The sequence below is a fragment of the Pseudomonas sp. B8(2017) genome (assembly GCF_002113575.1).
In the GTDB taxonomy this organism is placed as follows: domain Bacteria; phylum Pseudomonadota; class Gammaproteobacteria; order Pseudomonadales; family Pseudomonadaceae; genus Aquipseudomonas; species Aquipseudomonas putida_Z.
This window is the reverse complement of record NZ_NEIO01000006.1, coordinates 1-23,816: the sequence shown is the minus strand read 5'-3', so window position 1 is coordinate 23,816 and position 23,816 is coordinate 1. Positions and strand designations below refer to the sequence as shown.

Below are 23,816 nucleotides of genomic sequence, written 5' to 3'. Positions count from 1 at the left end.
TAGACCGGTGCGATGGCCAAAGATTCACTCGGCCGGCAGATTCACTGCCAGTCCTCTGTCCAACTGTAGACGGTCCGTGGAACACTGCCGTTCATTCCTGCAAATCCTTCTCTATCGTTTTCCGCGCATTTCTCTCGACCAGCGCCCTGCGGCGGCCAGCCCAAACCCTGCTATCATCGGCGCCACTTTTTCGTTCACGCCTGCAATGAGTGAATCCATGAGCACCGACAAGACCAATCAGTCCTGGGGCGGCCGCTTCAGTGAGCCCGTCGACGCCTTCGTCGCCCGTTTCACCGCCTCGGTCGATTTCGACAAGCGCCTGTACCGCCACGACATCATGGGTTCGATTGCCCATGCCACCATGCTGGCGCAGGTCGGCGTGCTCAGCGATGCCGAGCGCGACACCATCATCGATGGCCTGAAGACCATCCAGGGCGAGATCGAGGCTGGCACCTTCGACTGGCGTGTCGACCTCGAAGACGTGCACATGAACATCGAGGCACGCCTGACCGACCGTATCGGCATCACTGGCAAGAAGCTGCACACCGGCCGTAGCCGCAACGACCAGGTGGCCACCGACATTCGCCTTTGGCTGCGCGACGAAATCGACCTGATCCTGGCCGAAATCACCCGCCTGCAGCAGGGCCTGCTGGAGCAGGCCGAGCGTGAAGCCGAGACCATCATGCCCGGTTTCACTCACCTGCAGACGGCCCAGCCGGTCACCTTCGGCCACCACCTGCTGGCCTGGTTCGAAATGCTCAGCCGCGACTACGAGCGCCTGGTCGATTGCCGCAAGCGTGCCAACCGCATGCCCCTGGGCAGCGCCGCGCTGGCAGGTACCACCTACCCGATCGACCGTGAACTCACCTGCAAGCTGCTGGGCTTCGAAGCCGTGGCCGGCAACTCGCTGGACGGCGTGTCGGACCGCGACTTCGCCATCGAATTCTGCGCCGCCGCCAGCGTGGCGATGATGCACCTGTCGCGCTTCTCCGAAGAGCTGGTGCTGTGGACCAGCGCGCAGTTCCAGTTCATCGACCTGCCAGACCGCTTCTGCACCGGCAGCTCCATCATGCCGCAGAAAAAGAACCCGGACGTGCCGGAACTGGTACGTGGCAAGAGCGGCCGTGTGTTCGGCGCCCTGACCGGCCTGCTGACCCTGATGAAAGGCCAGCCGCTGGCCTACAACAAGGACAACCAGGAAGACAAGGAACCGCTGTTCGACGCCGCCGACACCCTGCGCGACTCGCTGCGTGCCTTTGCCGACATGATCCCGGCAATCAAGCCCAAGCACGCCATCATGCGTGAAGCGGCCCTGCGCGGTTTCTCCACTGCCACCGACCTGGCCGACTACCTGGTACGCCGTGGCCTGCCGTTCCGTGACTGCCACGAGATCGTGGGTCACGCGGTGAAGTATGGCGTGGACACCGGCAAGGACCTGGCCGAAATGAGCCTGGACGAACTGCGCCAGTTCAGCGACCAGATCGAGCAGGACGTGTTTGCCGTGCTGACCCTGGAAGGCTCGGTGAATGCCCGTAACCACATTGGTGGTACCGCACCGGCGCAGGTGCGTGCGGCCGTCGCCCGCGGCAAGGCGCTGCTGGCTTCGCGTTAAGGCCCATTGCGAGGGCTTCGCCCTCGTTCGCGGGCACGCCCGCTCCCACAGGTATAGCGTGGCTGTAACTGTGGGAGCGGGCTTGCCGGCGATGGGCTGCGAAGCAGCCCCAGCTTTTAGCGCTTGCCGCTGCGAATCATCTCCATGAAGGCCGGCATCGCCGCCTCCTTGTCCGCCACGATTCGCGCCATGTGCGGGTTGTCGCCCATCAGCTGCAGCAACGCCTTGGCCTGCGGGAAGTCCGCCAGGAAGTCGATGTTCAGCACCTTCTTGCCCACCGCGCAGGCCAGGTCGACCGAGAAGCAGAACATCAGGTCTGCCAGGGTCAGTTGCTCACCCGCCACATAGGGTGCGAAGCGGCCGTTGCGCTTGAGCGTGGCAAAACCGGCCAGCAGGTCGGCACGGGCTTTTTCCTTTATCAGCGGCTCGACCTGCATACCAAAGAAAGACTCGGCATAGCAGGTACGCGCCGGCAGTTCGATGTACAGCTCGATTTCCTTGAGCAGCTCACGCACCTTGGCCTGCCCGAACGGGTCGGCCGGCAGCAGCGCCTTGCCGCCCTGGGTCTGCTCGATATAGTCGAGGATCACGCTGGTTTCGCTGAGGAAGCCGTGTTCGGTCTGCAGCACCGGCACCTTGCCTCGCGGGCTCACTTCCAGCGCCTGTGGCGCCTGGCCGCCATAGAAGGTGACTTCCTCGAAGGGCAGGCCTTTTTCCAGCAGGGCCAGCTTGACCATGTTGTAGTAGTTGCTGACCGAGAATCCATGAAGCTTGAGCATGAGGTAACAGCCTCCAGGCCGTAAGGGGTTGGCCCGGCTTTTATAGACCGTACGCCCGCTCCTGACCAGCGTCATGCGCCCCGTCAATGCCCGGGCATTGCCGCCACAGGCGTGGCACACTGTGCATCCCATCCTAGGAGTACCGCCATGAGCGAGCCCACCGACATCGACAATGACGACGACGAAGCCTTCGCCGAGGCAACGCTGACCCAGGCCATCGAGAACCAGATAGAAAGCGGCGACCCGGCGGCGGCGAAAGCCACGTTCAACAAACTGACCCTGGTCGGTTACGAGCGCGAAGACATTCTCAACCTGATGGCCCATGTACTGGCCTTCGAAATTGACAACATGCTGGTGGAAGACCGCGAGTTCGACCGCGAGTGGTACGAGAATGCCCTGCGCGCGCTGCCGGAGCTGCCGCCTGAGATGGATCAAGGCGAGGACGAATAACCCGGCTACACTCGAAGATCAGGCACCGTAGAACGGTGCCGTCATCCTTGTCTGGAAGTCAGGAGTCGCCATGCCTTTTACCCCCGATCTGATCGCTGAACTGGAAGTCCTTTCGCTGTTCAAGCACGACAGCAGCCAGGAAGGCATCAAGATTCACAAGAACGCTTCCCCCGCCCTGGTAGCCGCCGCGCAACGCCTGCATGAAAAGGGGCTGACCGATCAACCTGATGGCGGCTACCTGACCAGCCTGGGTCATGACGCTGTCGAAAGTGTCCAGTTGCTGCAGAACATTCTCAAGGCGCCACAGCCGGCCTGAACTGATAATGCCAGGGGCTGCCTTGCAGCCCATCGCCGGCAAGCCGGCTCCCACAGGTACTGCAAATGGCTTGAAGCCGATGCGGTCGGGGTGGGAGCTGGCTTGCCGGCGATGGGCCGCAGCGCGGCCCCAATCAGTTGGCCGCTGCCCTGCGCTTCTCCGCCAGGCGCGAGCGCCCGTACAGGAACACGATGGCCAGCAAGGCCAGCGCCTGCGCCGAAAGCGAGTAGGCGTCAGCGTGAATCCCCAACCAGTCGAACTCGAAGAACGCCACCGGCCGTGTTCCAAGTACCCCGGCCTCTTGCAACGCCTTCACGCCATGCCCGGCGAACACCACCGACAAGGCACATAGCAGCGCGGCGTTGATGCTGAAGAACAGCGACAGCGGCAGCTTGGCCGAGCCACGCAGGATCACCCAGGCCAACCCCACCAGCAGCACCAGCGCCGTGGCACCACCCGCCAGCACCGCCTGGTGCCCGGCTGGGCCGGCCTGCAGCCACAGGGTTTCGTAGAACAGGATCACTTCGAACAGTTCGCGGTAAACCGAGAAGAACGCCAGCACGGCAAAACCGAAACGTCCACCACCACTGACCAGGCTGCTCTTGATGTAGTCCTGCCAGGCGGCGGCATGGCGGCGGTCGTGCATCCACACGCCAAGCCACAGCACCATCACCGCGGCGAAAAGCGCCGTGCAGCCTTCCAGCAGTTCGCGCTGGGCGCCACCGACGTCGATCACGTAGGCTGCCAGCGCCCAGGTTGCGAACCCAGCCACCAGCGCCAGGCCCCAGCCGATGTTGACGCTGCGCACCGCCGACTGCTGGCCGGTATTGCGCAGGAAGGCCAGGATCGCCGCCAGCACCAGAATCGCCTCCAGGCCTTCGCGCAGCAGGATCAGCAAGCCGGATACAAAGCTCAGCGACCAGCTCAAGCCATCGCTGCCCAGCAGTTTGGAAGCCTGCTCGAGCTTGGCCTTGGCTTCGCTCAGGCGTTGCTCGGCCTGGGCCACGGGCAAGCCGTCCTGCAGCGACTGACGGTAGGCCATCAGCGATTTTTCGGTGTCCTTGCGCGCCTGGGTGTCGATGTTGTCCAGCGAGCTTTCCACCAGCTCGAAGCCTTCCAGGTAGGCCGCTACTGACAGGTCATAGGCCTGGTCGTGATCACCTGCGCGGTAGGCCGCCAGGCTCTTGTCCAAGGTGCTCGCGGTGTATTCGAGCAATTGCGCAGGGCCTCGCTTGACCTGCGGCGGCTGGGCGCGCTGGGCGCGGAACGCCTCCACGGCCGTGGCACCTTCGCTGGCGGCGACTTCGGCCGGGGTCTGGCGGGCCAGGTCGGCGATGTTCCAAGTCTTGTCGCCTTTTCCGGCTTCTGGCTTGGCGGTGAAGCTGGCGATGTAGGCAGCCACATCCCAACGCTGGCGGTCGTCCAGCTGGTCGGCAAACGAAGGCATCTCGGTGCCATCGATGCCCAGGGCCAGGGTGTTGTAGAGGTCGAACAGGCTCAACTGGTCGAGGCGCGAAACATCGCGCAGGTTGGCGGGTGCAGGCTCCAGGCCCACGCCGGCCGGGCCGTCGCCAGCGCCAGTGTCGCCGTGGCAGATCGAGCAGTTTTGCGCATACAGCGAAGCGCCGCGGGCTGGGTCCGGGGTAATCACTGGAGCCTGGCTGACCTCGTAGGCCACCGCCAGGCGTGCGCCCAGCTGGCGGGCCTGCCTGGCAACAGCCGGGCCGTCCTGGCGCTGGTCGATGGCCTGGCGCAGCGCCTGGACGCCCTGCTCCAGGGCTGCTTGTTCAGCATGCGCAGGCAGGCCTTTGACCAAGTCGGCCAATACCGCGCTGAACTCCTGCTGCTCGCGGTATTCACCATCGTCGATCACCTTGCCGCCTTGCACGGTGGGCGGGTAGTCGGCGCCAATGTAGTCCAGCAGGTGCAGGGCCTTGGTGGCCTCGGCGGGGGCTTCGGCCAGCGCCAGGGTGCTGCACAGCGCCAGCACCGGGCCGAGCAATATAACCGGCAGCCAGGCAAGCAGACGGGAACGGGTTTTCATGGCCAGTCTCGAAGGGAATGCGAAAGAGAACATTGTTCACTCCCACTTTGCTTCGCTCAAGGGTGCCGGGCGGATTTCATGAAAAATCTTGGTACAAATCAGATGAAGAGGGGGATGCGCTGAACCTGTGGGAGATTCTGTCTTGTGTTGCCTGCCCACAGGTATTGCACATGGCTTTGGGGAGATGCGGTCGAGGTGGGAGCTGGCTTGCCGGCGATAAAGGTTGCGCCGATGTCACTGGAAACACCGGGTACCAATTGATTGGTTATTCGCAGATCCATAGCCACTAGCCTGAGGAGCAAACCATCAGGAGACAGGGAACATGGATCGCCCCCACTCAGACCAGTTACGGCTTGGCCGTTTTTCGGAAACCAGTCGATTGTATCTGCTTACCAGCACAACCCTCGACCGGGCCCCAATATTCACTGATTTTCACTCGGCCCGCTTGCTGGTTGCCGAGTTGCGCCAGGCTGAAGAGGAAGGTGCCGTCAGATCGCTGGCCTGGGTGGTGATGCCAGATCATTTTCATTGGCTGGTCGAGCTTGGACCGGGCAGCCTGAAGCGCTTGATGCGCAGGGTGAAATCTCGCAGCACCATGATGATCAACAGGTATCAAGGGCGAAGCGGCCAGCTCTGGCAGAAGGGATTTCATGACCGGGCATTGCGCCGGGAGGAGAATGTGCAGGCAATGGCGCGGTACATCGTCATGAATCCGAAGCGGGCAGGATTGGTCGCGAGGGTGAGGGATTATCCGCACTGGGATGCAATTTGGCTTTGATGGGGCTTTGCCTGTCAGGGCCCTATCGCCGGCAAGCCAGCTCCCACAGGGTACTCATCAGGCCTGTGGCAGGCGCTGACCTGCCTGGGCCTCATCGCCGGCAAGCCAGCTCCCACATGGTCCGCACCAACTTCGAGGCATGCACAAGCCAGCTTCCACATGGTCCGTACCAATTTCAAGGCATGCACAAGCCAGCTCCCACATGGTCCGGACCAACTTCAAGGCATGCACAAGCCGGCTATCACAGGTGAACCACAGGTCTCAAAGGCGGTGGAGTACCTGTGGGAGCTGGCTTGCCGGCGATTGGGCCTCAAGGCTTGGCGGTGTCCTTCCACCCCCCACCCAACGCCAGGAACACTCCAATCTGCCCCTGAGCCACTTGGCTATTGGCCGCTGCCAGCTGCGCGCGCATGTCGGTATAGGTACGCGTCGCCTGCAGGTCGGCCAGGAACGATTCACGCCCCGCCTGGTAATACCGGTGCGTCTGGTCCGCCGCTTCCTTGGCCGACTTCTCCGCCTCGGCCAGCGCGTCACGCCGGTCCAGCAGGGCGCTGTACTGCGCCAGGCGGGTCTGGGTCTCGCGAATGGCGTTCAGCACTACCCCGTCAAAATTCGCCAGGGCTGCCTGGGTCGAGGCTTCGGCCATGCGAATGCGGGCGCGGGTGCCATTGGTGGGGATGGTCCAGCTGATCTGCGGGCCGAAGCCCCAGCGGTTGGTCGCCGGCTCGCCAAGGTTCTCGAGGATACCGATGGTGCCAACCTGGGCGCCGATGCTGATGTCGGGGTACAGGGCGCCGGTGGCCACGCCGATGTAGGCAGTGGCAGCGGCCAGCTGCCGTTCGGCCTGGCGCACGTCTGGACGGCGCTTGAGCAACGCCGCGCCATCGCCCATCGGGACCAGCTGGTTAAGGTGCGGCAGCTCGGCACAATCGGCAGTGCCGGCAGGCAGCTGGTCGACCGGTTTTGCCAACAAGGCAGCCAGGGTATAGATGCCCGTCTCGCGCTCCGCCTTGAAGCGTGGCAGTTCGGCGCGCAAGGATTTGAACTGGGTCTGCGAGCGGGTGACCTGGGTTTCGTCGCCACGCCCGGCATCACGCAGGCGCTGGTTGAGCTTCACGCTCTGCTCCTGCAGATCGAGCGACTCGCGGGCAATGTGGTATTCCTCGTTGGCCGAGCACACTTGGGTGTAGGCCTTGACCACATCCGCCACCAAGGTGATGCGGGCGGTATCGGCGGCGGCCTGCACTGCGTCGGCATTGGCCTTGGCCGCCTCGGTGCCACGCTTGAAAGTACCCCACAGGTCGAACTGGTACGAAGCACTGATGATGGCTTCGCCGATGTTGGCCACCGGCACTTTCTCTGGCAGCAGGAAGGCCTCGCCCGATTCCTGCAGGCGCTGGGCGCCAAGTTTGACGCCGCCGTTGAAGCCACCTTGCGACTCAGCCACTTCGACCTGGGCGCGCGCCTTGGCAATGTTGGCGGCAGCCACGCGCAGGTCGGTGTTGGCACTCAGGGCCTGGCGCACCAGCTCGTTCAGCCGTTGATCCTGATACAGCTGCCACCAGTCCTCAGGCACCGGTGCCGATACCACGCTGTCGGCATCCTGGCGCAGCGGGCCGTTGAGGTCGCTGCGTTGCACCGCCGCGTCCTTCGGCACCTCATAGTCGGGGCCGACCATCATGCAGGCCCCCAACGACAGGCACAGCCCCGCCAGGATCAGCTGTTTCATGGGCGCTGGCCCTCGATGATCGACACCGTGGCGGTTCGCCCGGCAATCATGCGGAAGTCTTGCGGCACTTCATCAAAGGCGATGCGCACCGGAATACGCTGGGCCAGGCGCACCCAGCTGAATGCGGGGTTGACGTTGGGCAACAGGTTGGCGCCACTGCTGCGGTCACGGTCTTCGATGCCGGCGGCGAAGCTTTGCACATGACCACGCAGGCGGGTGTTGTCGCCCATGACGCGAATGTCCACGGCATCGCCGATGTGGATACCGCCAAGCTTGGTTTCCTCGAAGTAGCCATCGACGTGGTACGAGGCGCTGTCGACCACCGACAGCACCGGGCGGCCGGCGGTGACGAATTCGTGATTACGCGGTGCTCGGTCGTTCAGGTAACCGTCCACCGGGCTGCGCACCACCGAGCGGTCGAGGTTGAGCTGGGCGGTATCGACGGCCACCTGCGCTTCGCTGACGGCGGAACGGGCACGGGCCTCGCGGGACTGGCTTTCTTCCAGCTGTTCGGCGGCCACCAGGTTGCCCAGCTTGCGGTTGCGCTGCGCTTCGCGGGAGGCCTGGGCCAGGGTTTCCTGGCGCTCACCCAAGGTCGCCTTGGCCTGGCGCAGGGCCAGGGTGAAGCGGTCCTGGTCGATGGTAAACAGCACATCGCCGCGCTTGACGGTCTGGTTGTCACGCACCTCGACCTTCTGGATCAACCCGGACACGTCCGGGGCAATCTGGATCACGTCGGCGCGGATGTGGCCGTCGCGGGTCCAGGGGGCGAACATGTAGTACACCACCATCTGCCACACGAGCACGGCGGCGAAGGTCACTACCAGCAAGGTCAGGACCACACGGCCCAGGGTCAGCAAAGGTTTTTTCATGGCAGCATCAGGTTTCGGCAAAAGTGGTCCACCGCACCAAGCAGCACGGCATACAGAGCAACGTTGAACAACGCCCGGTGCCAGACCAGGCGGTAGAAATGCAGGCGCACCAGCACCGCGTGCACCCCGAGGAACAGCAGGTAGGTGCCAAACATCATCACCAGCAGCGTGGGCAGGAATACCCCGCTGATATCCAGTTCACCAATCACAGGGGCGCTCCGTCGAGGCCGGGGGGCAGTTGCGGTTGTTCGGCTGGCTCGAGCATCACCTCCACGCCCGGCAGCAGCGCCAGGCGCAGGCCGCTCAGCGCGTGCAGCAGGTGGGTACGGGCATCGCCGCGCTCGTACAGTTCATCCAGGTTCAGCGCCAGGCGCGCGCGCTCCATGTTGCGCAGCAGCGCGGCCGGGGCGTGCAGGCGCTCGCCGGCGCGCAGGCAGGCGGCGTAGTGCGCGCCGACTTCCTCGACTACCGTGTTCAGGCGCTCGCGAGCCTGCTGCCCGGCACGCGGCATATAGGCCAGCAGGTCGAGCAGGTTCAACCCCACGCGCAGGTCGCGCAGTGCCACGCCGCTGTCCTGCCCGGTTTGCGACAAGCGCGGCAGGTGCTGCATCAGGCGGTCGAGCATCTGCACACCGACCTGGCGGTGCTCGGCCAGGGTGGCCGGCTCGGTCATTTCGACGATGTCGCGCCAGGCGAAGCGGGTCATGCGCTTGGCTGCCAGCTCCACGCCGAACGGGCGCATCACCAAGGTCCAGATGAAGGCGAACAGCAGCCCCACGGGACCGGCCAGGTTGGAATTGAGGAAGGTGAAGAAGTCAGCATCGTAGGCACCCTGGATGCTGATGAAGGTCGAGGTGTTGACGATGGTCAGCAAGGTACCCAGGTAGAAGCGCGGCTGCACGGTCAGGGTGCCAACGCAGATGAATGGCACGGCGAAGGCCAGCACCAGCATCGGGAAGTCGTGCAGGTTGGGCAGCACCAGGAACAGGTACAGGCTGGAGAAGATGACCGACATCAGCGTCCAGAAGAAGAACCTGTAGATCTGCGGCGCCGGGTCGTCCATGGCGGCGAAGAAGCTGCACGACACGGCGGCGAGGATCACTGCGCTGGCGCCGTCGTTCCAGCCCAGGCCGATCCACAGGCCGCAGGCGACAACGATCGCCAGCACGGTTGAGGCCACCGAATACAGCATCAGGCCACGGTCGAAGAACGCCGTCAGGCGGCCCAGGCGCCAGTGGCGGTACACCGCGCGCCAGGGTTTGGAATCGTCGCTGCGCAGAGCATGTTGCAGGCTGCAGCAGTCCTGCCACAGGTCGGCCCATTCGGTCAGGCGATACAGGGCGTTGGACAGCAGCAGTTCGGCACGCTGGTCGAGGGCAGCGGCGCCGGGCTGCAGGCGCTCGATCTGTTCGTGCAGGGCGGTCCAGCGGGCGACGGAGGCGCTGTCGACGGTGCCCTTGAGCCATTCGCGGGCGGCATCGAGCAACGGTTGCAACTGGGCGAACTGTGCCGGGGCGCGGCCTTCGAGGGCGACCAGGGCGTCGTCGAGGGCATCGATCACGGGCAGCAGGTGGATCATGCGCCCGCGCAACTCGCGGGCATTCTTCAGGGTGTGCGGACCGGCGCCTTCATGGCCGAGCTGGCCGATCATCAGCTCCAGCGAGTTGAAGGTGGCAACCATCGCCCCGCGCATGCCTCCAACCTGGTCTGCGCTGGCCTGGCGGGCCAGGTAGGTGTCGCTGTAGCGGATCGCTTCGGTGAACCAGCTACCAGTGGCACCGACTACAACTGGCGCCAGCCGTCGTGGCCAGAAGATCGCCCCGACCACCGCCGCGCAGACGATCCCCAGGCAGATTTCCTGGGCGCGGGAAGACGCCACGTCGAACACAGCAAGCGGGTTGTCGACCACCGCCAGGGCAATCATCGGCAAGGTGTAGCCGGCCAGCATCAGCACATAGTTGTTGGCGGTGCGCAGGTTCAGCGAAAGGAACAGCAAGGTGCCGGTCCACAGGGCGATGGCGATGCTCAGCAGCAACGGCGACTGCACCAGCGGTGGTACCAGGAAAATCGCCCCGCCGGCACCGAGCAGCGTGCCCACGGCACGATACAGGGCCTTGGAGCTGGTGGGGCCAAGGAACGGGCTGGAGACGATGTACACCGTGGCCATGGCCCAATAGGGGCGCGGCAACTGCATGAGCAGGGCGATGTACAGGGCGATCATGGAGGCGGCAAAGGTACGCACGCCATAGAACCAGTCGCGGGCCGGGGGCACCGAGCTGAAGAAACCGTTCATGCTGCCCCGCCTGTGTTGCCCAGGCCGGCGGCTTCGAAGGCACGCAGCACGCGCAAGGCGGCTTCCAGGTCGGCCTGGTCGATGCCATGCAGCACCTCGCGGCGCAGGCGCACCAGCTCGGCTTCGATGGACTCGGCCAGGGTGCGGCCTTCGGCGGTCAGGCTCAGGGCCTTGGCGCGGCGGTCCAATGGGTCTTCGCTGCGGCATACCAGGCCAGCCTTGCACAGCTGGTCGAGCAGGCGCACCAGCGACGGGCTTTCCAGGCCAGCGGCCTGGGCCACGGCCACCTGATGCACGCCGTCACCCAGGCGCACGATCATCAGCAACGGCGCGGCGCAGGCCTCGGAAATGCCGTAACCGGTCAGGGCGGTATGGCAGATGCGCCGCCAATGGCGGGCGGCAACCACCATGCCACTGCTGACTTGCAGGCGCAGGAGATCAAGGGACATGACAGGAACCAAGGATATTCATAGTTTGCTAACTATCAATATACGCCTGTGCCTCCCCCTGTCGTCAACCGGGGGTGACGGATAGCCCGGGTGAAATGTTGTTCATGCTTTTGTCTTACTGGCCCTTTCGCGGGCTTGCCCGCTCCCACAGGGACCTCACAGGACCTGAAATTTGTGCAATTCCTGTGGGAGCGGGCGAGCCCGCGAAAGGGCCCGGACAAGCAGCAGCAAATTCAGGGCTGTATCTGGTCTTCCAGCTTCATGGTCAAGGCCAATGTACTGCCCATCTGCACCGCCCGGTCACGCCACTCCTGGTAGCGGCCCTCGTCACGGCTGCTGAAGTGCACCGCCAGCTCTTCGGCCGCCTGTACCACCCCCGCAGCAGCTGCCAGCTCCAGCCAGTACAGCGCGGCCTTGAGATCAGCCTCCACGTACAGCCCATGCATCAGCCGGTAGCCCACCTCGAAACGGCAGCGTGCCTCGCCCTGCTCGGCCCCGCGCAGGAACCACTGGTAGGCCTGCACCAGGTCGACCTGCCACTTCAGGCCGCCATCACACACCTCTTCCTCGTACAGGTCACCCAGCGCGGCAGCGGCATGCAGCATGCCCCGCTCGAAAGCCTGCCGGTAGCACTCCGCCGCCTGCATGTAAGAGGGCTCGATGCCTTTGCCGAAGTAATGTTGCTGCCCAAGGTTGAACCATGCCGCGGCATTGCCTTGCAGGGCCGCCATGCGCAACAGGTGGCCGGCCAACACGGTGTCAGCACGCCAGTATTTGCCGTTGAGCCAGATCCAGCCAAGGTCGTTGAGCGCCGCCACGCTGCCTTGCAAGGCCTGGCGGCGCAGGTCGACGTACACCGCCTGCAAGTCGCTGGCTTCGTCCAGGCGGCTGACCAGCAGCGAGCGCTGGCTGGGCAACCCTATCCCGGCAAACAGTCGCTGTCGCCTCCCGACAGCGGCCGGTGGGGCAATGACCCGCTCGGGCAAAAGGCGGGCAAGCAGCGAATGGATATTGCTGGCAGCAGACATGTTCATCCTCATTGAACGACACACAACCCCAACCTTCGGCTGTGATGAGGCGTGATTCTGCGTGACGTAACGTCAAAACCTGTCGCGAACGATTCGGCGCCAGGCAACCAAATGCGACTTCCTTGATCTGAGCAGGCTGTGGCCAATTGCCATGACCCACGCCTGCCGCCATCCTATTGCGGCAAGCCTAGACAAGGACGTTATCTTTTGCCGTTCGCCACAACTCGCGCCACCCTCAGCCGACAGTGGGCGCTGCTGCGCCAGTTGCCCAGCCGTTCCCCAGGCATTACCAGCGCCGAATTGGTCTGGCGCCTGCGTGACGTGGGCTTCACTGTCAGCAAACGCACTGTCGAGCGTGATCTCAATGAGCTGTCGCTGATATTTCCGCTGGAGCGCAATGACAAGAGCATCCCGTTTGGCTGGCATTGGTCGGCGAGCGCAGTGGGCGACTTGCGCGGCAATTTCGACTTGTTGACGCACCTGCGCGGTGATGCGCTGCAACCGGCTCGGGGCGAGGGGGTGGAGTTGGTGGCGCGGATCAGCGATACGCTGGCGCGGCAGTTGCGGGTTGCGCCGTTGAGTAGCGACATGCAGCTGACGGCCTTGGAGCACGGGCATCGGTTGCAGGCTACGGTGAGTGACGGCTGGCCGTTGCGCTGGTGGCTGTTGAGCCATGGCGATGGGGTGGTGGTGGAGCAGCCGGGCGGCTTGCGGGAGGAGATTGGCAAGATCCTGAGCAATGCGGCGGCGCAGTACCAGAATTTTTAGCCTGTGCTGGCCTCTTCGCGGGCTTGCCCGCTCCCACAGGTACTCTACAGATTCTGAAGTGTGTGGTTTTCCTGTGGGAGCGGGCAAGCCCGCGAAGAGGCCGGCACAGGCATACCAGTTAGCGCTGCATCCCCCAACGCCGCACCGTCAGCCGCTCGAGGGTATTGAACACCAGCCCTTCCACCAGCAAGCCGATCAGGATCACCACCGCCAACCCGGCAAACACCTTGTCGGTGTACAGCTCGTTGCGGTTCTGGAAGATGTACCAGCCCAACCCGCCTTTGCCACTGCTGGCCCCGAACACCAGCTCGGCAGCGATCAGTGTACGCCAGGCGAACGCCCAGCCGATCTTCAGCCCCGAGAGGATTGATGGCAGCGCCGCCGGGACAAGGATATGCAGCACCAGCCGCAGCCCCTTCAGGCCGTAATTGCGCCCGGCCATGCGCAGGGTTTCCGACACGCCGAGAAAACCCGCATAGGTATTCAGCGCCAGCGCCCAGAGCACCGAGTGCACCAGCACGAAGATCAGGCTGTTGTCGCCCAGCCCGAACCACAGCAAAGCCAGCGGCAACAGGGCAATCGCCGGCAACGGGTTGAACATCGAGGTCAGGGTGCCCAGCAGATCGCGCCCAAGCTGGGTCGACACCGCCAAGCTGGTGAGGCCGAAGGCCAGGATGATCCCCAGCAGGTAACCCTTGAGCAGAATCACCAGCGACACGCCAACCTTGGCCGGCAACTCACCGCTGACCATGCCGTCCCACAGCGCCGTGGCCGTCTGCAGGAAGGTTGGTAGCAGCAGATCGTTGCCCTGGTAGCGGGCAATGGCCTCCCACAGCACGGCGATCACCAGCAGGATGACCGCCTTGCGCAACCAGCCGTGCTGCCACAGGCGCTGAGCCAACGGCAGGTTGCGCTCCACAGGCACACTGAGCAAAGGCTCCAGCTGCACCTCGTATTCCTGGCGTACAGGTGTAGTGGTCATGGCTGAAGCTCCTGTCAGTAGGCGATACGGATATCGTTGAAACCAAGATCGTCGGGCTGTTCGGGGGCAGCCGCCTCATCGAACAGCAAACGATGGATGCGCCGGGCACTGGCCTGGAAGTCGCTACCACCCAGGCTGCCCAAGTCGTACTGGTGGCTGTGCACTTCGGCACGCACCCGCCCCGGGTGGGGCGACAGCAGCAGGATGCGGTTGCCGACCACCAGAGCCTCTTCGATGGAGTGGGTAACGAACAGCAGGGTAAAACGCACCTCCTCCCACAGCAGCAGCAGTTCTTCCTGCATCTTGCGCCGGGTCAGCGCATCAAGTGCCGCGAACGGTTCGTCCATCAGCAGGATTTTCGGCTGCGTGGCCAAGGCCCGGGCAATCGCCACGCGCGCTTTCATACCGCCCGACAGGGTGTGTGGGTAGGCATCGGCGAAGGCGGCCAGGCCGACTTTTTCCAGGTAGTGCAGCGCCCGCTCCTCGGCCTCGGCGCGTTTCAGCTGGCCCGACACCAGCAGAGGGAACATGACGTTCTGTTTCACCGTCTTCCATGGCGGCAGCTGGTCGAACTCCTGGAACACCACGATGCGGTCGGGGCCTGGGCCGCTGACTGGCTGACCTTGCAGCAGAATCTGCCCTTCCTGGGGCGAGATGAACCCGGCCACGGCCTTGAGCAAGGTGGACTTGCCGCAGCCGGAGGGGCCGAGCAGCACGAAGCGGTCGGCACGGTCGACTTCGAAGCTGACCTGGTGGGTGGCCCGCACCACGCGTTGCGCGGTGCGGTATTCGAGGCTGAGGTTATCCACCTTGAGCAAAGGCGGCGTTGCGACACGGCTCAGGTTGCTGGCCGTGTGGCCTGGCAATGGGGCGGTCATGATCGGTCAGCTCCCCTGCAGCGGGCGTTCATCCTGGAAGAAGTAGTCCTTCCACGATTCCGGCTTGTGCTTGATGGCGCCTACTCGATAGAGGAAGTCGGCCAGCTTGTAGGTGTTCTTTGGCGTGACGGTGAATTCGTACTGCGGGTTGTCGATCAGCTTGATCAACGTGTCGCGGTCGATCTTGGCCTTGGTCACGCGGATGTAGGTGTCGGCGGCGGCCGCCTTGTCCTTCTGGGCGAAGTCCGCGGCTTCGGCCAGCGCATCGACGAAGGCCTTGTAGGTCTTGGGGTTGTCCTTGCGGAATTTTTCGGTGGCGAACAGCAAGGTCGGCGAGTTGGGGCCGAGCAGGTCGTAGCTGTTGAGCACCACGTGCACGTTCTTGTTGGCCAGCACCTGGTCCTGGAACGGCGGGTTGGAGAAGTGTCCGTTGAGTTCGGTGCCGCCGGCCAGCAGCGCGGCAGTGGCATCCGGGTGCGGCACGGCCAGGGTGTACTTGTCGAGGCGGTTGTATTCCTTGTCGCCCCATTGCTGGGCGGCGGCGTATTGCAGGAAGCGCGACTGCACCGAAACGCCTACCGCCGGCACGGCGATGCGGTCCTTGTCGGAGAGGTCGGCAATGGTCTTCACGTTGGGGTTGCTGCTGACCAGGTAGTACGGGAAGTTGCCCAGCGAGGCCACGGCCTTGACGTTCTGTCGGCCCTTGGTACGGTCCCACACGGTCAACAGTGGGCCGACGCCGGCACCGGCGATGTCCACCGAACCGGACAGCAGTGCGTCGTTGATGGCCGAACCACCCGACAGCTGGGCCCAATCGACTTCGATGTCGATGCCCTGCTCCTTGCCATGTTTTTCGATCAGATGCTGGTCACGCACTACGTTCAGCAGCAGGTAGACAATGCCGAACTGTTCGGCGATGCGAATCTTGCCTTCTGCTTGCGCCGCGGCGGGGGCCGCCAGGCTGCCTACGACCAGGCTTGCGCCCAGGCCGATGCTTGCCGCCAGGCGGCTGATGGATTTACGCATGATGGGTTTCCTCAGTCGTCAGAACGGGGCATCGCCCTGGATGGTGGTGCGATACAGCTTGCGCCGCAGGTGTGCGGGGCAGCCGGTGGCCAGGTGGATCAGCGAGCGGTTGTCCCAGAACACCAGGTCGTGGGGCTGCCACTGGTGGCGGTAGATGTTCTGCTCCAGCACGCTCAGGGCATACAGCTGTTGCAGCACGTCGCGGCTTTCGTCGCTTGGCAGGCCGACGATGCGGGTGGTGAAACCTTCGCTGACGAACAGCGCCTTGCGGCCGTTTTCCGGGTGGGTACGGACCACCGGGTGGATGACTTCCTGTACCTGCGCCAGTTGCTCGGCGGTCAGGGTCGGGCGCCAGTTGCCTTCGAATTTGGTCTCGGCGTAACGGGCGGTGTAGGAGTGCGCAGCATCACGGCCCTCGATGACCTTGCGCAGGGCCGCGGGTACGGCGTCCCAGGCCTTGTGCATGTCGGCGAACAGGGTATCGCCGCCCTCGTCGGGCAGTTCCTGGGCATGCAGCATGGAGCCGAGGCTGGGCAGTTCCTTGTACGACAGGTCCGAGTGCCAGAACTTGCCGGCATCACCCAGGCCGATGTTCTGGCCGTTTTCGACGATGTTGGAAACGATCAGGATCTCGGGGTGGCCGGCGAGCAGGAACTGCTTGAGCACATGGATCTGCAATGGGCCGAAGCGGCGGCTGAAGGCGATCTGCTGGTCGGGGCTGATGCGCTGGTCGCGGAACACCAGCACATGGTGGTCGAGGTGGGCGCGATGGATACGGGCGAAATCCTCGGCGTTGACCGGTTTGGCCAGGTCCAGGCCGATGATCTCGGCGCCCACGGCACCGGAGAACGGGCGGATTTCGAAGCGTTGCGGCTGGGCGCTGTCGATGATCGACAAGGCGTTCGAGGCGGCTGACATTTTTCACTCCCACGCAGTGCGCGACTTCAATGGCGCGCAACGATCAGAAACGCACGGGGATTTCCCGTGTGGGTTCAAGTCGTGCGGCGCATCGATTGGTCGACGGGTACGCAGTGGAAGTGACTATAAAGTCATAAGAGCTTTATTTTAAATACCGTTAAAGAATAACCATAGCACTGCTGCCAGGGGTGCTACGCAATCAGATCAAGCCGCCCTGCTCTTCTTCATCAATGAGGTTGTTCAGACTGCTGAGCGCCTTGCGCGCTGTAGAACGGTTGAGCAGCTTGGCCTGCGCACCGGGGGGCAGGTCGGTGATCTTGAACACACCCTTGGCGGTCAGTACATCGATCAGGTCCTCGAGCACGCGGATCATGTCGAGGTCGCTTTGCTTGAGCTGGTTTAGGCTGTTTTCCACCACGTCATGGGCAAACCATTCCTGGATATCGGCATGGTCGGCGGGGAGCATTTCGGTGAACTCGTCAAAAGCGGCTGCTTCTACCCGCAGCAACTGGCCAGCGGCATCGCGTTGCACGTAGAACATGGCGGTGTCCCTCGTCACATTGGTTCCTTGGTGGTAGACAGCAGCATAGGCAAAGATCACCAGGCACGCCGGCCCGGCACCAGAGTATGCGCTGTCATGGAGTTGCGGGAAAGGCCCAGGCACGCGCCCTGTAGGAGCGGCCTTGTGTCGCGATAGGGCCGCAAAGCGGCCCCACGGTTTCGGCAACAATGCCGAAGACCTGGGGGCTGCTCTGCAGCCCATCACGACACAAGGCCGCTCCTACAGGGACAGCGCCAGCCTGAAGCCGGTGATGGCGATGGGCTGCAGGGCAGCCCATTGGCGCATCAGCTGTCCTTGTTGTGGACGATGATGGTCGGGTCAGCACCGCTGATCAACGAGTTGATCGTGGTGTTGGACCAGTTCACCCCTTCCAGCTTGATGGTCACATCGGCGTTGGCGATACCACCGGCGGCATTGAGCTTGCCTTCGCTGCTGACCTGCAGCGTCGTCGTGCCTTCCACCGTGGTGAGCTTCAGGTAGTTGTCGATGGTGCTGCCCTTCTCGCCCTGGAGCAGGTCCTTCAGGTCGATGCGGTCGCCTTCGGCCACCTTGAAGTCCTTGATCACGTCATTGCCGGTATCGCCAGCCTTCCATACGAAGGTGTCGGCACCGCTGCCACCGGTCATGGTGTCATCGCCCTTGCCGCCAAGCAGGATGTCATTGCCTTCACCACCGAGCAAAGTGTCCTTGCCCAGGCCACCGATCAGGATGTCATTGCCCTTGCCACCGTCGAGGGTGTCGTCGCCGCCCTGGCCGAACAGGAGGTCATTGCCCGCACCACCGTTGAGAATGTCATTGCCATCGTTGCTGCGCGAGACATCGAATTCGCTGACGTGCTCGACGATGTACTTGTGCAGCACGCGACCGTCGACATCACCCAGGGCCACACCCAGCTGGCCTGCGACATAGCCCTGTATGGCTTCGACACCGTTGCCGGCGACCGAACCGAAGCTCACCAGGTCACCGAAGATGATGTCGTTGCCATCACCACCGTTGACGGTGTCATTGCCCGGCACGGTGGCTTCGGTGTGGCCCAGGATCGCTTCCGCCAGTTTGCTCGGGTCGATGTTGGTCTGCGGCTTGCTATCGGTGTCGTAGGGCTTCAGGTCGTTGACATTGACCGCGCTGTTCAGGCCGATGGCTTCCACGCCAGACAGGTTGGACAGCAACAGGAAGCTTTGTTGCGAGTTGTAGTCCACATAGTAGTAACCGCTTTCAGCGTAGGAGAACTCAAAGGTGCCATCACCTTGGGCATGCAGCTGTCCAGACGCACCACTGTCGTTGGTCCAGCCCTTTTTGCCCCAGTACTCGGCGGTCATGTTGCCTTTGGCATCGATGCTGAAGCGGTTGTCGCTGCCCACCATCTTGTTGGTGACCACGTCGCCCAACTTGTAGCTGATCGACTTGAGCACGGAATCCACCGTGGTGCCGATGTTCTTGAAGGTGCCCTCACGTTCGCCAGCCTGGTACACGTTCGGCTGGCCGTCGGTAATGAAGAACGTCTGGCGGCTACCGGTGTTGCCCGCGTCCATCAATTGCTTGAACCAGTTGGCGGTGGTCTTGAAGGCATCCTCGTAGTTGGTCGAGCCGCTGGAATAGAGCGTATTGAGCGCAGTGTAGAGCGTGCTCAACGCGTTCTTGTCGCCCAGGTTGACCGAAACCGTACTGTTCACCTGGGTGGAGAAGTCCACCAGCAGGATGTTCACTGTACCGGACTGCGCGCCCTTGACGCTGTTGGCCAAGGTATCGAACACCGACTTCAACGAGTTGCGCGCGGCATCGACCGCGCTGCCCATGCTGCCTGAGGTATCGACGATGAACGCAATGTTGTAGTCCTGACCCGGCGTCACATGCAGGCCACTGATGTCGGCAACGATGATGTCGCTGGTGGCGGTGCCGGTGAAACTGTCGCTGTCGGTGGTCAGGTTGTTGGCGGTGTAGGTGTCCGGATAGACAGTTACCTTGATCGTGCCTTCGGTGGAGGCTTTGCTGCCGCCCACGCTCTCGGTGGCGGTCGAGGTGACCTTCACATCGAAACTGCCCTGGTAGTACGCCGGCGGTTTGATGCTCAGGCCGTTGAGGCTCCAGCCGGTGACGTCAACCGAAGTGGCGCCGACGGTTACGGTATGACCGGCACCATCGCTGAGCACCGAACCTGCCGGAATGCCGTCCAGCTTGACGCTCAGGCTCTCGGAGCCGTCAGTGTCGGTCAGGTTGGTGGAAATGCCAACCAGCTTGACGGTGCCGTTCTCCGGCCCTTCGTTGAGCTTGTAGCCGTCGTAGTAGCCCTGCCCGTCACTGCCATGGAAATCGGACACGGAAAGCCCGGCGTTACCCATCGCCGCAACGTTCGGGTACATCGGGATGGCCGAGCTGCTCAGGTCGGTCACCGGGCCGTTACCGACCTTGACGTTGATATCCAGGCTGCCCGGGCCGGACTGGTTGGCGTGGTAGATCTCCAGGGTGTAGTAGCCGCTGACAGGCGGCGAGAAGCTACCGGAGATCGTACCGCCCGCCCCCCAGGTGGCGCCGACCACGCTGGTTTTGCCGATGTAGACCTGCAGGCTGTCATCGGCGGTGCCGCTGAAGGTGTAGGTCTGGCCGGCTTCCAGGTAGATCAGGCCGGAGGTCTTGGAGCCAGTGCCGGCGGCAACGCTACCGCCCGAATCGGCGCTGGTAACCTGCTCGGTCTTGCTGGCACTGCCAGAGTTGGCGAACACGTTCTTCAGCGCAGTACCGCTGATGCCGTTGCCGTTGGTGCCCAGGCCCGTGAGGCTGTTCCAGGTTTCCTTGGTCAGGCCAAGCGAATCGGGGGTGTTGCTGCCGATGTTCAGGCCAGGCTTGTCGGCTACAGGTGCAATATCGACCTTCAGCGTGGCCTCGCCACCAGCAGCGGTACCGTCGGTAGGCTTGTACTTGATCTGGGCATAGTCGGCCTGCTTGTTGCCGACGCCCGTTCCGCCATATCCGTCGATACCCGACTCGTTGGGTTTCGGCACGAACCGCAGGTTGCCGGCAGCGATGTCGGCCTGGCTGACGGTCTGGTTCTGGGCGACGTTGACCCAGGCGGTGCCGTTGAAGAGCTGCAGGGAACCCGCTGGCAGCTGGGTGAAGGTCACACCCAGGCTCGACAGGGGGCTGTCGACGTCGGAAATGTTGAAGTCGTTCCAGGTCAGCACCAGCGGCGTGTCTTCGACGCCAGTGACGGCGCCGCCGGTGGCAACCGGTGCGTCGTTGACTGCGATCACATTCACCGTGGTCGTGGCGGTGTTCGAGGTATTAACGCCGTCGGTCACCGTCACGGTAATGATGCGAGGCGTGGTGCTCGGGTTCTCGCTGCTGTTGATGAAGGTGATGTTCTTGATCGCCTGGATATAGTCGGCCAGCGATGCAGCGCCGCTCAGGGTCAGGACTACCTTGCCGTCGGTGCTGTTGGCATTGATCGAGATGCCGTTGACACTGTTGCCCAGGTTCAGTGCGTCACCCGGCTGGCGGTTGGTCAGGGTGACCGTCGCGCCAGTCAGCTTCGAGCTGTCGAAGTCGGTGATGGTGACGTCCACATCGCCGATCGACACACCACTGCCTGGCTGGTTCTCGGTGAAGGTGGTCTGGTAGTCGGCACCGGTCTTGCCGCTGGAGTCGTTGCCATCCAGGTCCAGAACCGGGGCTGGCTCGAAGATCTGGGTGGTCACGCTGCCGGCGCTGGAGCTGATGTCGAGCTTCTCGAAGTTGCCGCCAGTGGCCGAATCGATCTTGACAGTGAAATGCTCGGTGCCCTCGGTGAAGTTGTCCTTGAGGGTCGGGATGGTGAACGTTGCCTGCGTGCTGTTGGCCTTGATCACCACGGTGGCCACGCCGGTGTAGTCCGTGCCATCGGCCGCGGTGCCGGTGTAGGTCAGTTTGACGGTGACGTCGCTCTCGGCCTTGTTGGTCAGGTTCAGGACGTACGTGGCATCGCCACCTTCGGCGACCGCGGAGGTGCCGCTGATGCTGAGGGTGGTGGTCTGGATGGTATCCGTTACCGCAGTGACCGCCGCCGTATCGCTGACATTCAGTTTCTCGAAGTTGCCACCGCTGGTTTCGGTGATCTTCGCCGAAACGTTGCCTGCATCGATATAGACGTCATCGGTAGGCGCCGGAACGGTAACGCTACCGGAGAGCTTGCCCGCTTCGATGCTGATGACGGCGCCGTTGCTTAGCTTGATGGTCATGTCGGTGCCGGCCTTGTTGGTCAAGGTGGCGGTGTAGGTGATCTGGCCACCTTCCTGGACGGTAGGAGTAGCAGTCAGGGTCAGCCCGGTGTTATCGAGGGTGTCGGTGACTTTGGTCACAGCTGCAGAGTTGCTGATGTTCAGCTTCTCGAAGTCGCCACCGGTGGTGCCGGTGACAGTCACGCTCAGGTTTTCGGCATCGAGGTAGACGTCATCGCTTGGGGCATTGATGGTGATCGACGCTTCTTTCGAACCGGCCGCGATGGTGATGGTTTCACCGTTGCTCAGTTTGATCACCAGGTCAGTGCCGGCCTTGTTGGTCAAGGTAGCGGTGTAGGTGATCTTGCCACCTTCGGCCACGGTGTCCGTTGCGGTCAGGGTGAGCGTGGTGATGTCCGGAGTGGCCGGATTGTCAGTGACAGTGGTCACCGGCTCGCCTACGGCCACGGTCTTCTCGTAATTGCCGCCCGAGATATTGGTGATCTTGTTGGTCAGGTCCAGGTTGGTGTTATGGACGTTGTTCGGTGCGGTGAACGGCACCGAAGCCGACGACTCGCCCACCGGGATGGTGATGGTCTGGCCGTTGGCCAACTTCACCACCAGGTCCGAACCGGTGACTTTGTGGTTGACCGACGCGGTGTAGGTCACCACGCCACCTTCAGCGACGGTCGAAGTCGCGGTCAGGGTGACGGTAGTGGAGTCGATGGTGTCGGTGACCTTGGTCACGGCTGCAGTGCTGCTGATGTTCAGCTTCTCGAAGTCGCCACCGGTGGTGCCGGTGACAGTCACGCTCAGGTCTTCGGCATCGACGTAGACGTCGTCGCTTGGGGCGTCGATAGTGATCGAGGCTTCTTTCGAGCCGGCGGCGATGGTGATCGTCTCACCGTTGCTCAGCTTGATCACCAGGTCGGTGCCAGCCTTGTTGGTCAGGCTGGCGGTATAGGTGATCGCCCCACCTTCAGCCACGGTATCCGTCGCGGTCAGGGTGAGCGTGGTGACGTCCGGAGTCGCCGGGTTGTCGGTGACGGTGGTCACCGGCTCGCCAACGGCCACGGTCTTCTCGTAATTGCCGCCCGAGATATTGGTGATCTTGTTGGTCAGGTCCAGATTGGTGTTGTGGACGTTGTTCGGCGCGGTGAACGGTACCGAAGCCGACGACTCGCCCACCGGAATGGTAATGGTCTGGCCGTTGGCCAGTTTCACCACCAGGTCCGAACCGGTGACCTTATGGTTAACCGACGCGGTGTAGGTCACCACGCCGCCTTCAGCGACGGTCGAAGTCGCCGTCAGGGTGACGGTGGTGGTGTCGATAGTGTCGGTGACCTTGGTCACAGCCGCGGTGCTGCTGACGTCGAGCTTCTCGAAGTCGCCACCGGTGGTGCCGGTGACAGTCACGCTCAGGTTTTCGGCATCGACATACACATCGTCGCTCGGCGCATCGATGGTGATCGAGGCTTCTTTCGAGCCCGCAGCGATGGTGATGCTTTCACCGTTGCTCAGCTTGATCACCAGGTCGGTACCGGCCTTGTTGGTCAAGGTAGCGGTGTAGGTGATCTTGCCGCCTTCGGCCACGGTGTCCGTCGCGGTCAGGGTAAGCGTGGTGACGTCCGGAGTCGCCGGGTTGTCGGTGACGGTGGTCACCGGCTCGCCAACGGCCACGGTCTTCTCGTAATTGCCGCCCGAGATGTCGGTGATCTTGTTGGTCAGGTCCAGGTTGGTGTTATGGACGTTGTTCGGTGCGGTGAACGGCACCGAAGCCGACGACTCGCCCACCGGGATGGTGATGGTCTGGCCGTTGGCCAACTTCACCACCAGGTCCGAACCGGTGACTTTGTGGTTGACCGATGCGGTGTAGGTCACCACGCCGCCCTCGACCACGCTTTGCGTGGCGGTCAGGGTCACGGTGGTGGTGTCGATGGTGTCAGTGACCTTGGTCACAGCCGCAGTGCTGCTGACGTCCAGCTTCTCGAAGTCACCACCGGTGGTGCCGGTAACGGTCACGCTCAGGTTTTCGGCATCGACATACACATCGTCGCTCGGCGCATCGATGGTGATCGAGGCTTCTTTCGAGCCCGCAGCGATGGTGATGCTTTCACCGTTGCTCAGCTTGATCACCAGGTC

The 23,816-nt window shown here is 63.1% G+C and carries 19 protein-coding genes; 5 read left to right on the top strand and 14 right to left on the bottom strand.

Features of this window, described 5'->3' with window-relative positions:
* Positions 1-217 precede the first annotated feature (217 nt).
* On the top strand, positions 218-1,612 hold the full coding sequence (gene argH / locus CAG22_RS11300; RefSeq protein WP_025337274.1) for an argininosuccinate lyase: 1,395 nt from the start codon (positions 218-220) through the stop codon (positions 1,610-1,612).
* Positions 1,613-1,728: 116 nt separating this feature from the next.
* Here argH and CAG22_RS11295 read toward each other — a convergent pair whose 3' ends face one another.
* Entirely contained in the window at positions 1,729-2,391 is a 663-nt protein-coding gene (locus CAG22_RS11295) for a glutathione S-transferase (RefSeq protein ID WP_025337273.1), read from the bottom strand.
* Between the two features lie 147 nt (positions 2,392-2,538).
* Here CAG22_RS11295 and CAG22_RS11290 point away from each other — a divergent pair, with 147 nt between their 5' ends.
* Positions 2,539-2,841: a hypothetical protein gene (locus CAG22_RS11290; RefSeq protein WP_085591763.1), complete on the top strand. Its 303-nt coding sequence runs from the start codon at positions 2,539-2,541 to the stop codon at positions 2,839-2,841.
* Positions 2,842-2,911: 70 nt separating this feature from the next.
* Positions 2,912-3,157 carry a TIGR02647 family protein gene (locus CAG22_RS11285; RefSeq protein WP_015268535.1) on the top strand — a complete coding sequence of 82 codons (246 nt, stop codon included), beginning with the start codon at positions 2,912-2,914 and terminating at the stop codon, positions 3,155-3,157.
* A 133-nt stretch (positions 3,158-3,290) separates the two neighbouring features.
* On the opposite strand, the gene CAG22_RS11280 is transcribed toward CAG22_RS11285, so the two are convergent.
* Positions 3,291-5,234 (bottom strand): FTR1 family protein, encoded by a 1,944-nt coding sequence (locus tag CAG22_RS11280; RefSeq protein ID WP_085691935.1) that lies wholly within the window; start codon positions 5,232-5,234, stop codon positions 3,291-3,293.
* Between the two features lie 289 nt (positions 5,235-5,523).
* Here CAG22_RS11280 and CAG22_RS11275 point away from each other — a divergent pair, with 289 nt between their 5' ends.
* Positions 5,524-5,979, top strand: a complete 456-nt coding sequence (locus tag CAG22_RS11275; RefSeq protein ID WP_085705483.1) for a transposase — start codon at positions 5,524-5,526, stop codon at positions 5,977-5,979.
* A 310-nt stretch (positions 5,980-6,289) separates the two neighbouring features.
* On the opposite strand, the gene CAG22_RS11270 is transcribed toward CAG22_RS11275, so the two are convergent.
* The 6 genes from CAG22_RS11270 to CAG22_RS11245 form a co-directional block, all read right to left on the bottom strand.
* Positions 6,290-7,708, bottom strand: a complete 1,419-nt coding sequence (locus tag CAG22_RS11270) for an efflux transporter outer membrane subunit (RefSeq protein WP_085705482.1) — start codon at positions 7,706-7,708, stop codon at positions 6,290-6,292.
* Complete coding sequence (locus tag CAG22_RS11265) at positions 7,705-8,580, bottom strand: HlyD family secretion protein (protein ID WP_010951565.1); 876 nt, start codon at positions 8,578-8,580, stop codon at positions 7,705-7,707. The genes CAG22_RS11270 and CAG22_RS11265 overlap by 4 nt, the downstream gene beginning before the upstream one ends.
* Positions 8,577-8,789 (bottom strand): DUF1656 domain-containing protein, encoded by a 213-nt coding sequence (locus CAG22_RS11260; protein ID WP_003255905.1) that lies wholly within the window; start codon positions 8,787-8,789, stop codon positions 8,577-8,579. The genes CAG22_RS11265 and CAG22_RS11260 overlap by 4 nt, the downstream gene beginning before the upstream one ends.
* On the bottom strand, positions 8,786-10,873 hold the full coding sequence (locus CAG22_RS11255) for an FUSC family protein (protein ID WP_025337267.1): 2,088 nt from the start codon (positions 10,871-10,873) through the stop codon (positions 8,786-8,788). Before CAG22_RS11255 ends, CAG22_RS11260 begins: the two co-directional genes overlap by 4 nt.
* A complete protein-coding gene (locus CAG22_RS11250) occupies positions 10,870-11,322 on the bottom strand; it encodes a MarR family winged helix-turn-helix transcriptional regulator (RefSeq protein WP_025337266.1) in 453 nt (150 codons plus the stop codon). The genes CAG22_RS11255 and CAG22_RS11250 overlap by 4 nt, the downstream gene beginning before the upstream one ends.
* Before the next feature lie 233 nt (positions 11,323-11,555).
* Positions 11,556-12,350, bottom strand: coding sequence for a tetratricopeptide repeat protein (locus CAG22_RS11245; protein WP_085691933.1), 795 nt, complete (start codon positions 12,348-12,350; stop codon positions 11,556-11,558).
* A 207-nt stretch (positions 12,351-12,557) separates the two neighbouring features.
* On the opposite strand from CAG22_RS11245, the gene CAG22_RS11240 reads away from it, so the two are divergent.
* Positions 12,558-13,118 (top strand): WYL domain-containing protein, encoded by a 561-nt coding sequence (locus CAG22_RS11240; RefSeq protein ID WP_025337264.1) that lies wholly within the window; start codon positions 12,558-12,560, stop codon positions 13,116-13,118.
* Between the two features lie 118 nt (positions 13,119-13,236).
* On the opposite strand, the gene CAG22_RS11230 is transcribed toward CAG22_RS11240, so the two are convergent.
* The 6 genes from CAG22_RS11230 to CAG22_RS11205 form a co-directional block, all read right to left on the bottom strand.
* Positions 13,237-14,100 carry an ABC transporter permease gene (locus tag CAG22_RS11230; RefSeq protein WP_015268522.1) on the bottom strand — a complete coding sequence of 288 codons (864 nt, stop codon included), beginning with the start codon at positions 14,098-14,100 and terminating at the stop codon, positions 13,237-13,239.
* A 14-nt stretch (positions 14,101-14,114) separates the two neighbouring features.
* Complete coding sequence (locus tag CAG22_RS11225) at positions 14,115-14,978, bottom strand: ABC transporter ATP-binding protein (RefSeq protein ID WP_085705481.1); 864 nt, start codon at positions 14,976-14,978, stop codon at positions 14,115-14,117.
* 6 nt (positions 14,979-14,984) lie between these two features.
* A complete protein-coding gene (locus CAG22_RS11220) occupies positions 14,985-16,004 on the bottom strand; it encodes an ABC transporter substrate-binding protein (RefSeq protein ID WP_025337262.1) in 1,020 nt (339 codons plus the stop codon).
* A gap of 18 nt (positions 16,005-16,022) precedes the next feature.
* Positions 16,023-16,922, bottom strand: coding sequence for a TauD/TfdA family dioxygenase (locus tag CAG22_RS11215; RefSeq protein WP_085691932.1), 900 nt, complete (start codon positions 16,920-16,922; stop codon positions 16,023-16,025).
* A 199-nt stretch (positions 16,923-17,121) separates the two neighbouring features.
* Entirely contained in the window at positions 17,122-17,463 is a 342-nt protein-coding gene (locus CAG22_RS11210) for a hypothetical protein (RefSeq protein ID WP_025337260.1), read from the bottom strand.
* A 305-nt stretch (positions 17,464-17,768) separates the two neighbouring features.
* A partial coding sequence (locus CAG22_RS11205) for an immunoglobulin-like domain-containing protein (protein WP_305880243.1) occupies positions 17,769-23,816 on the bottom strand: 6,048 nt, incomplete at its 5' end.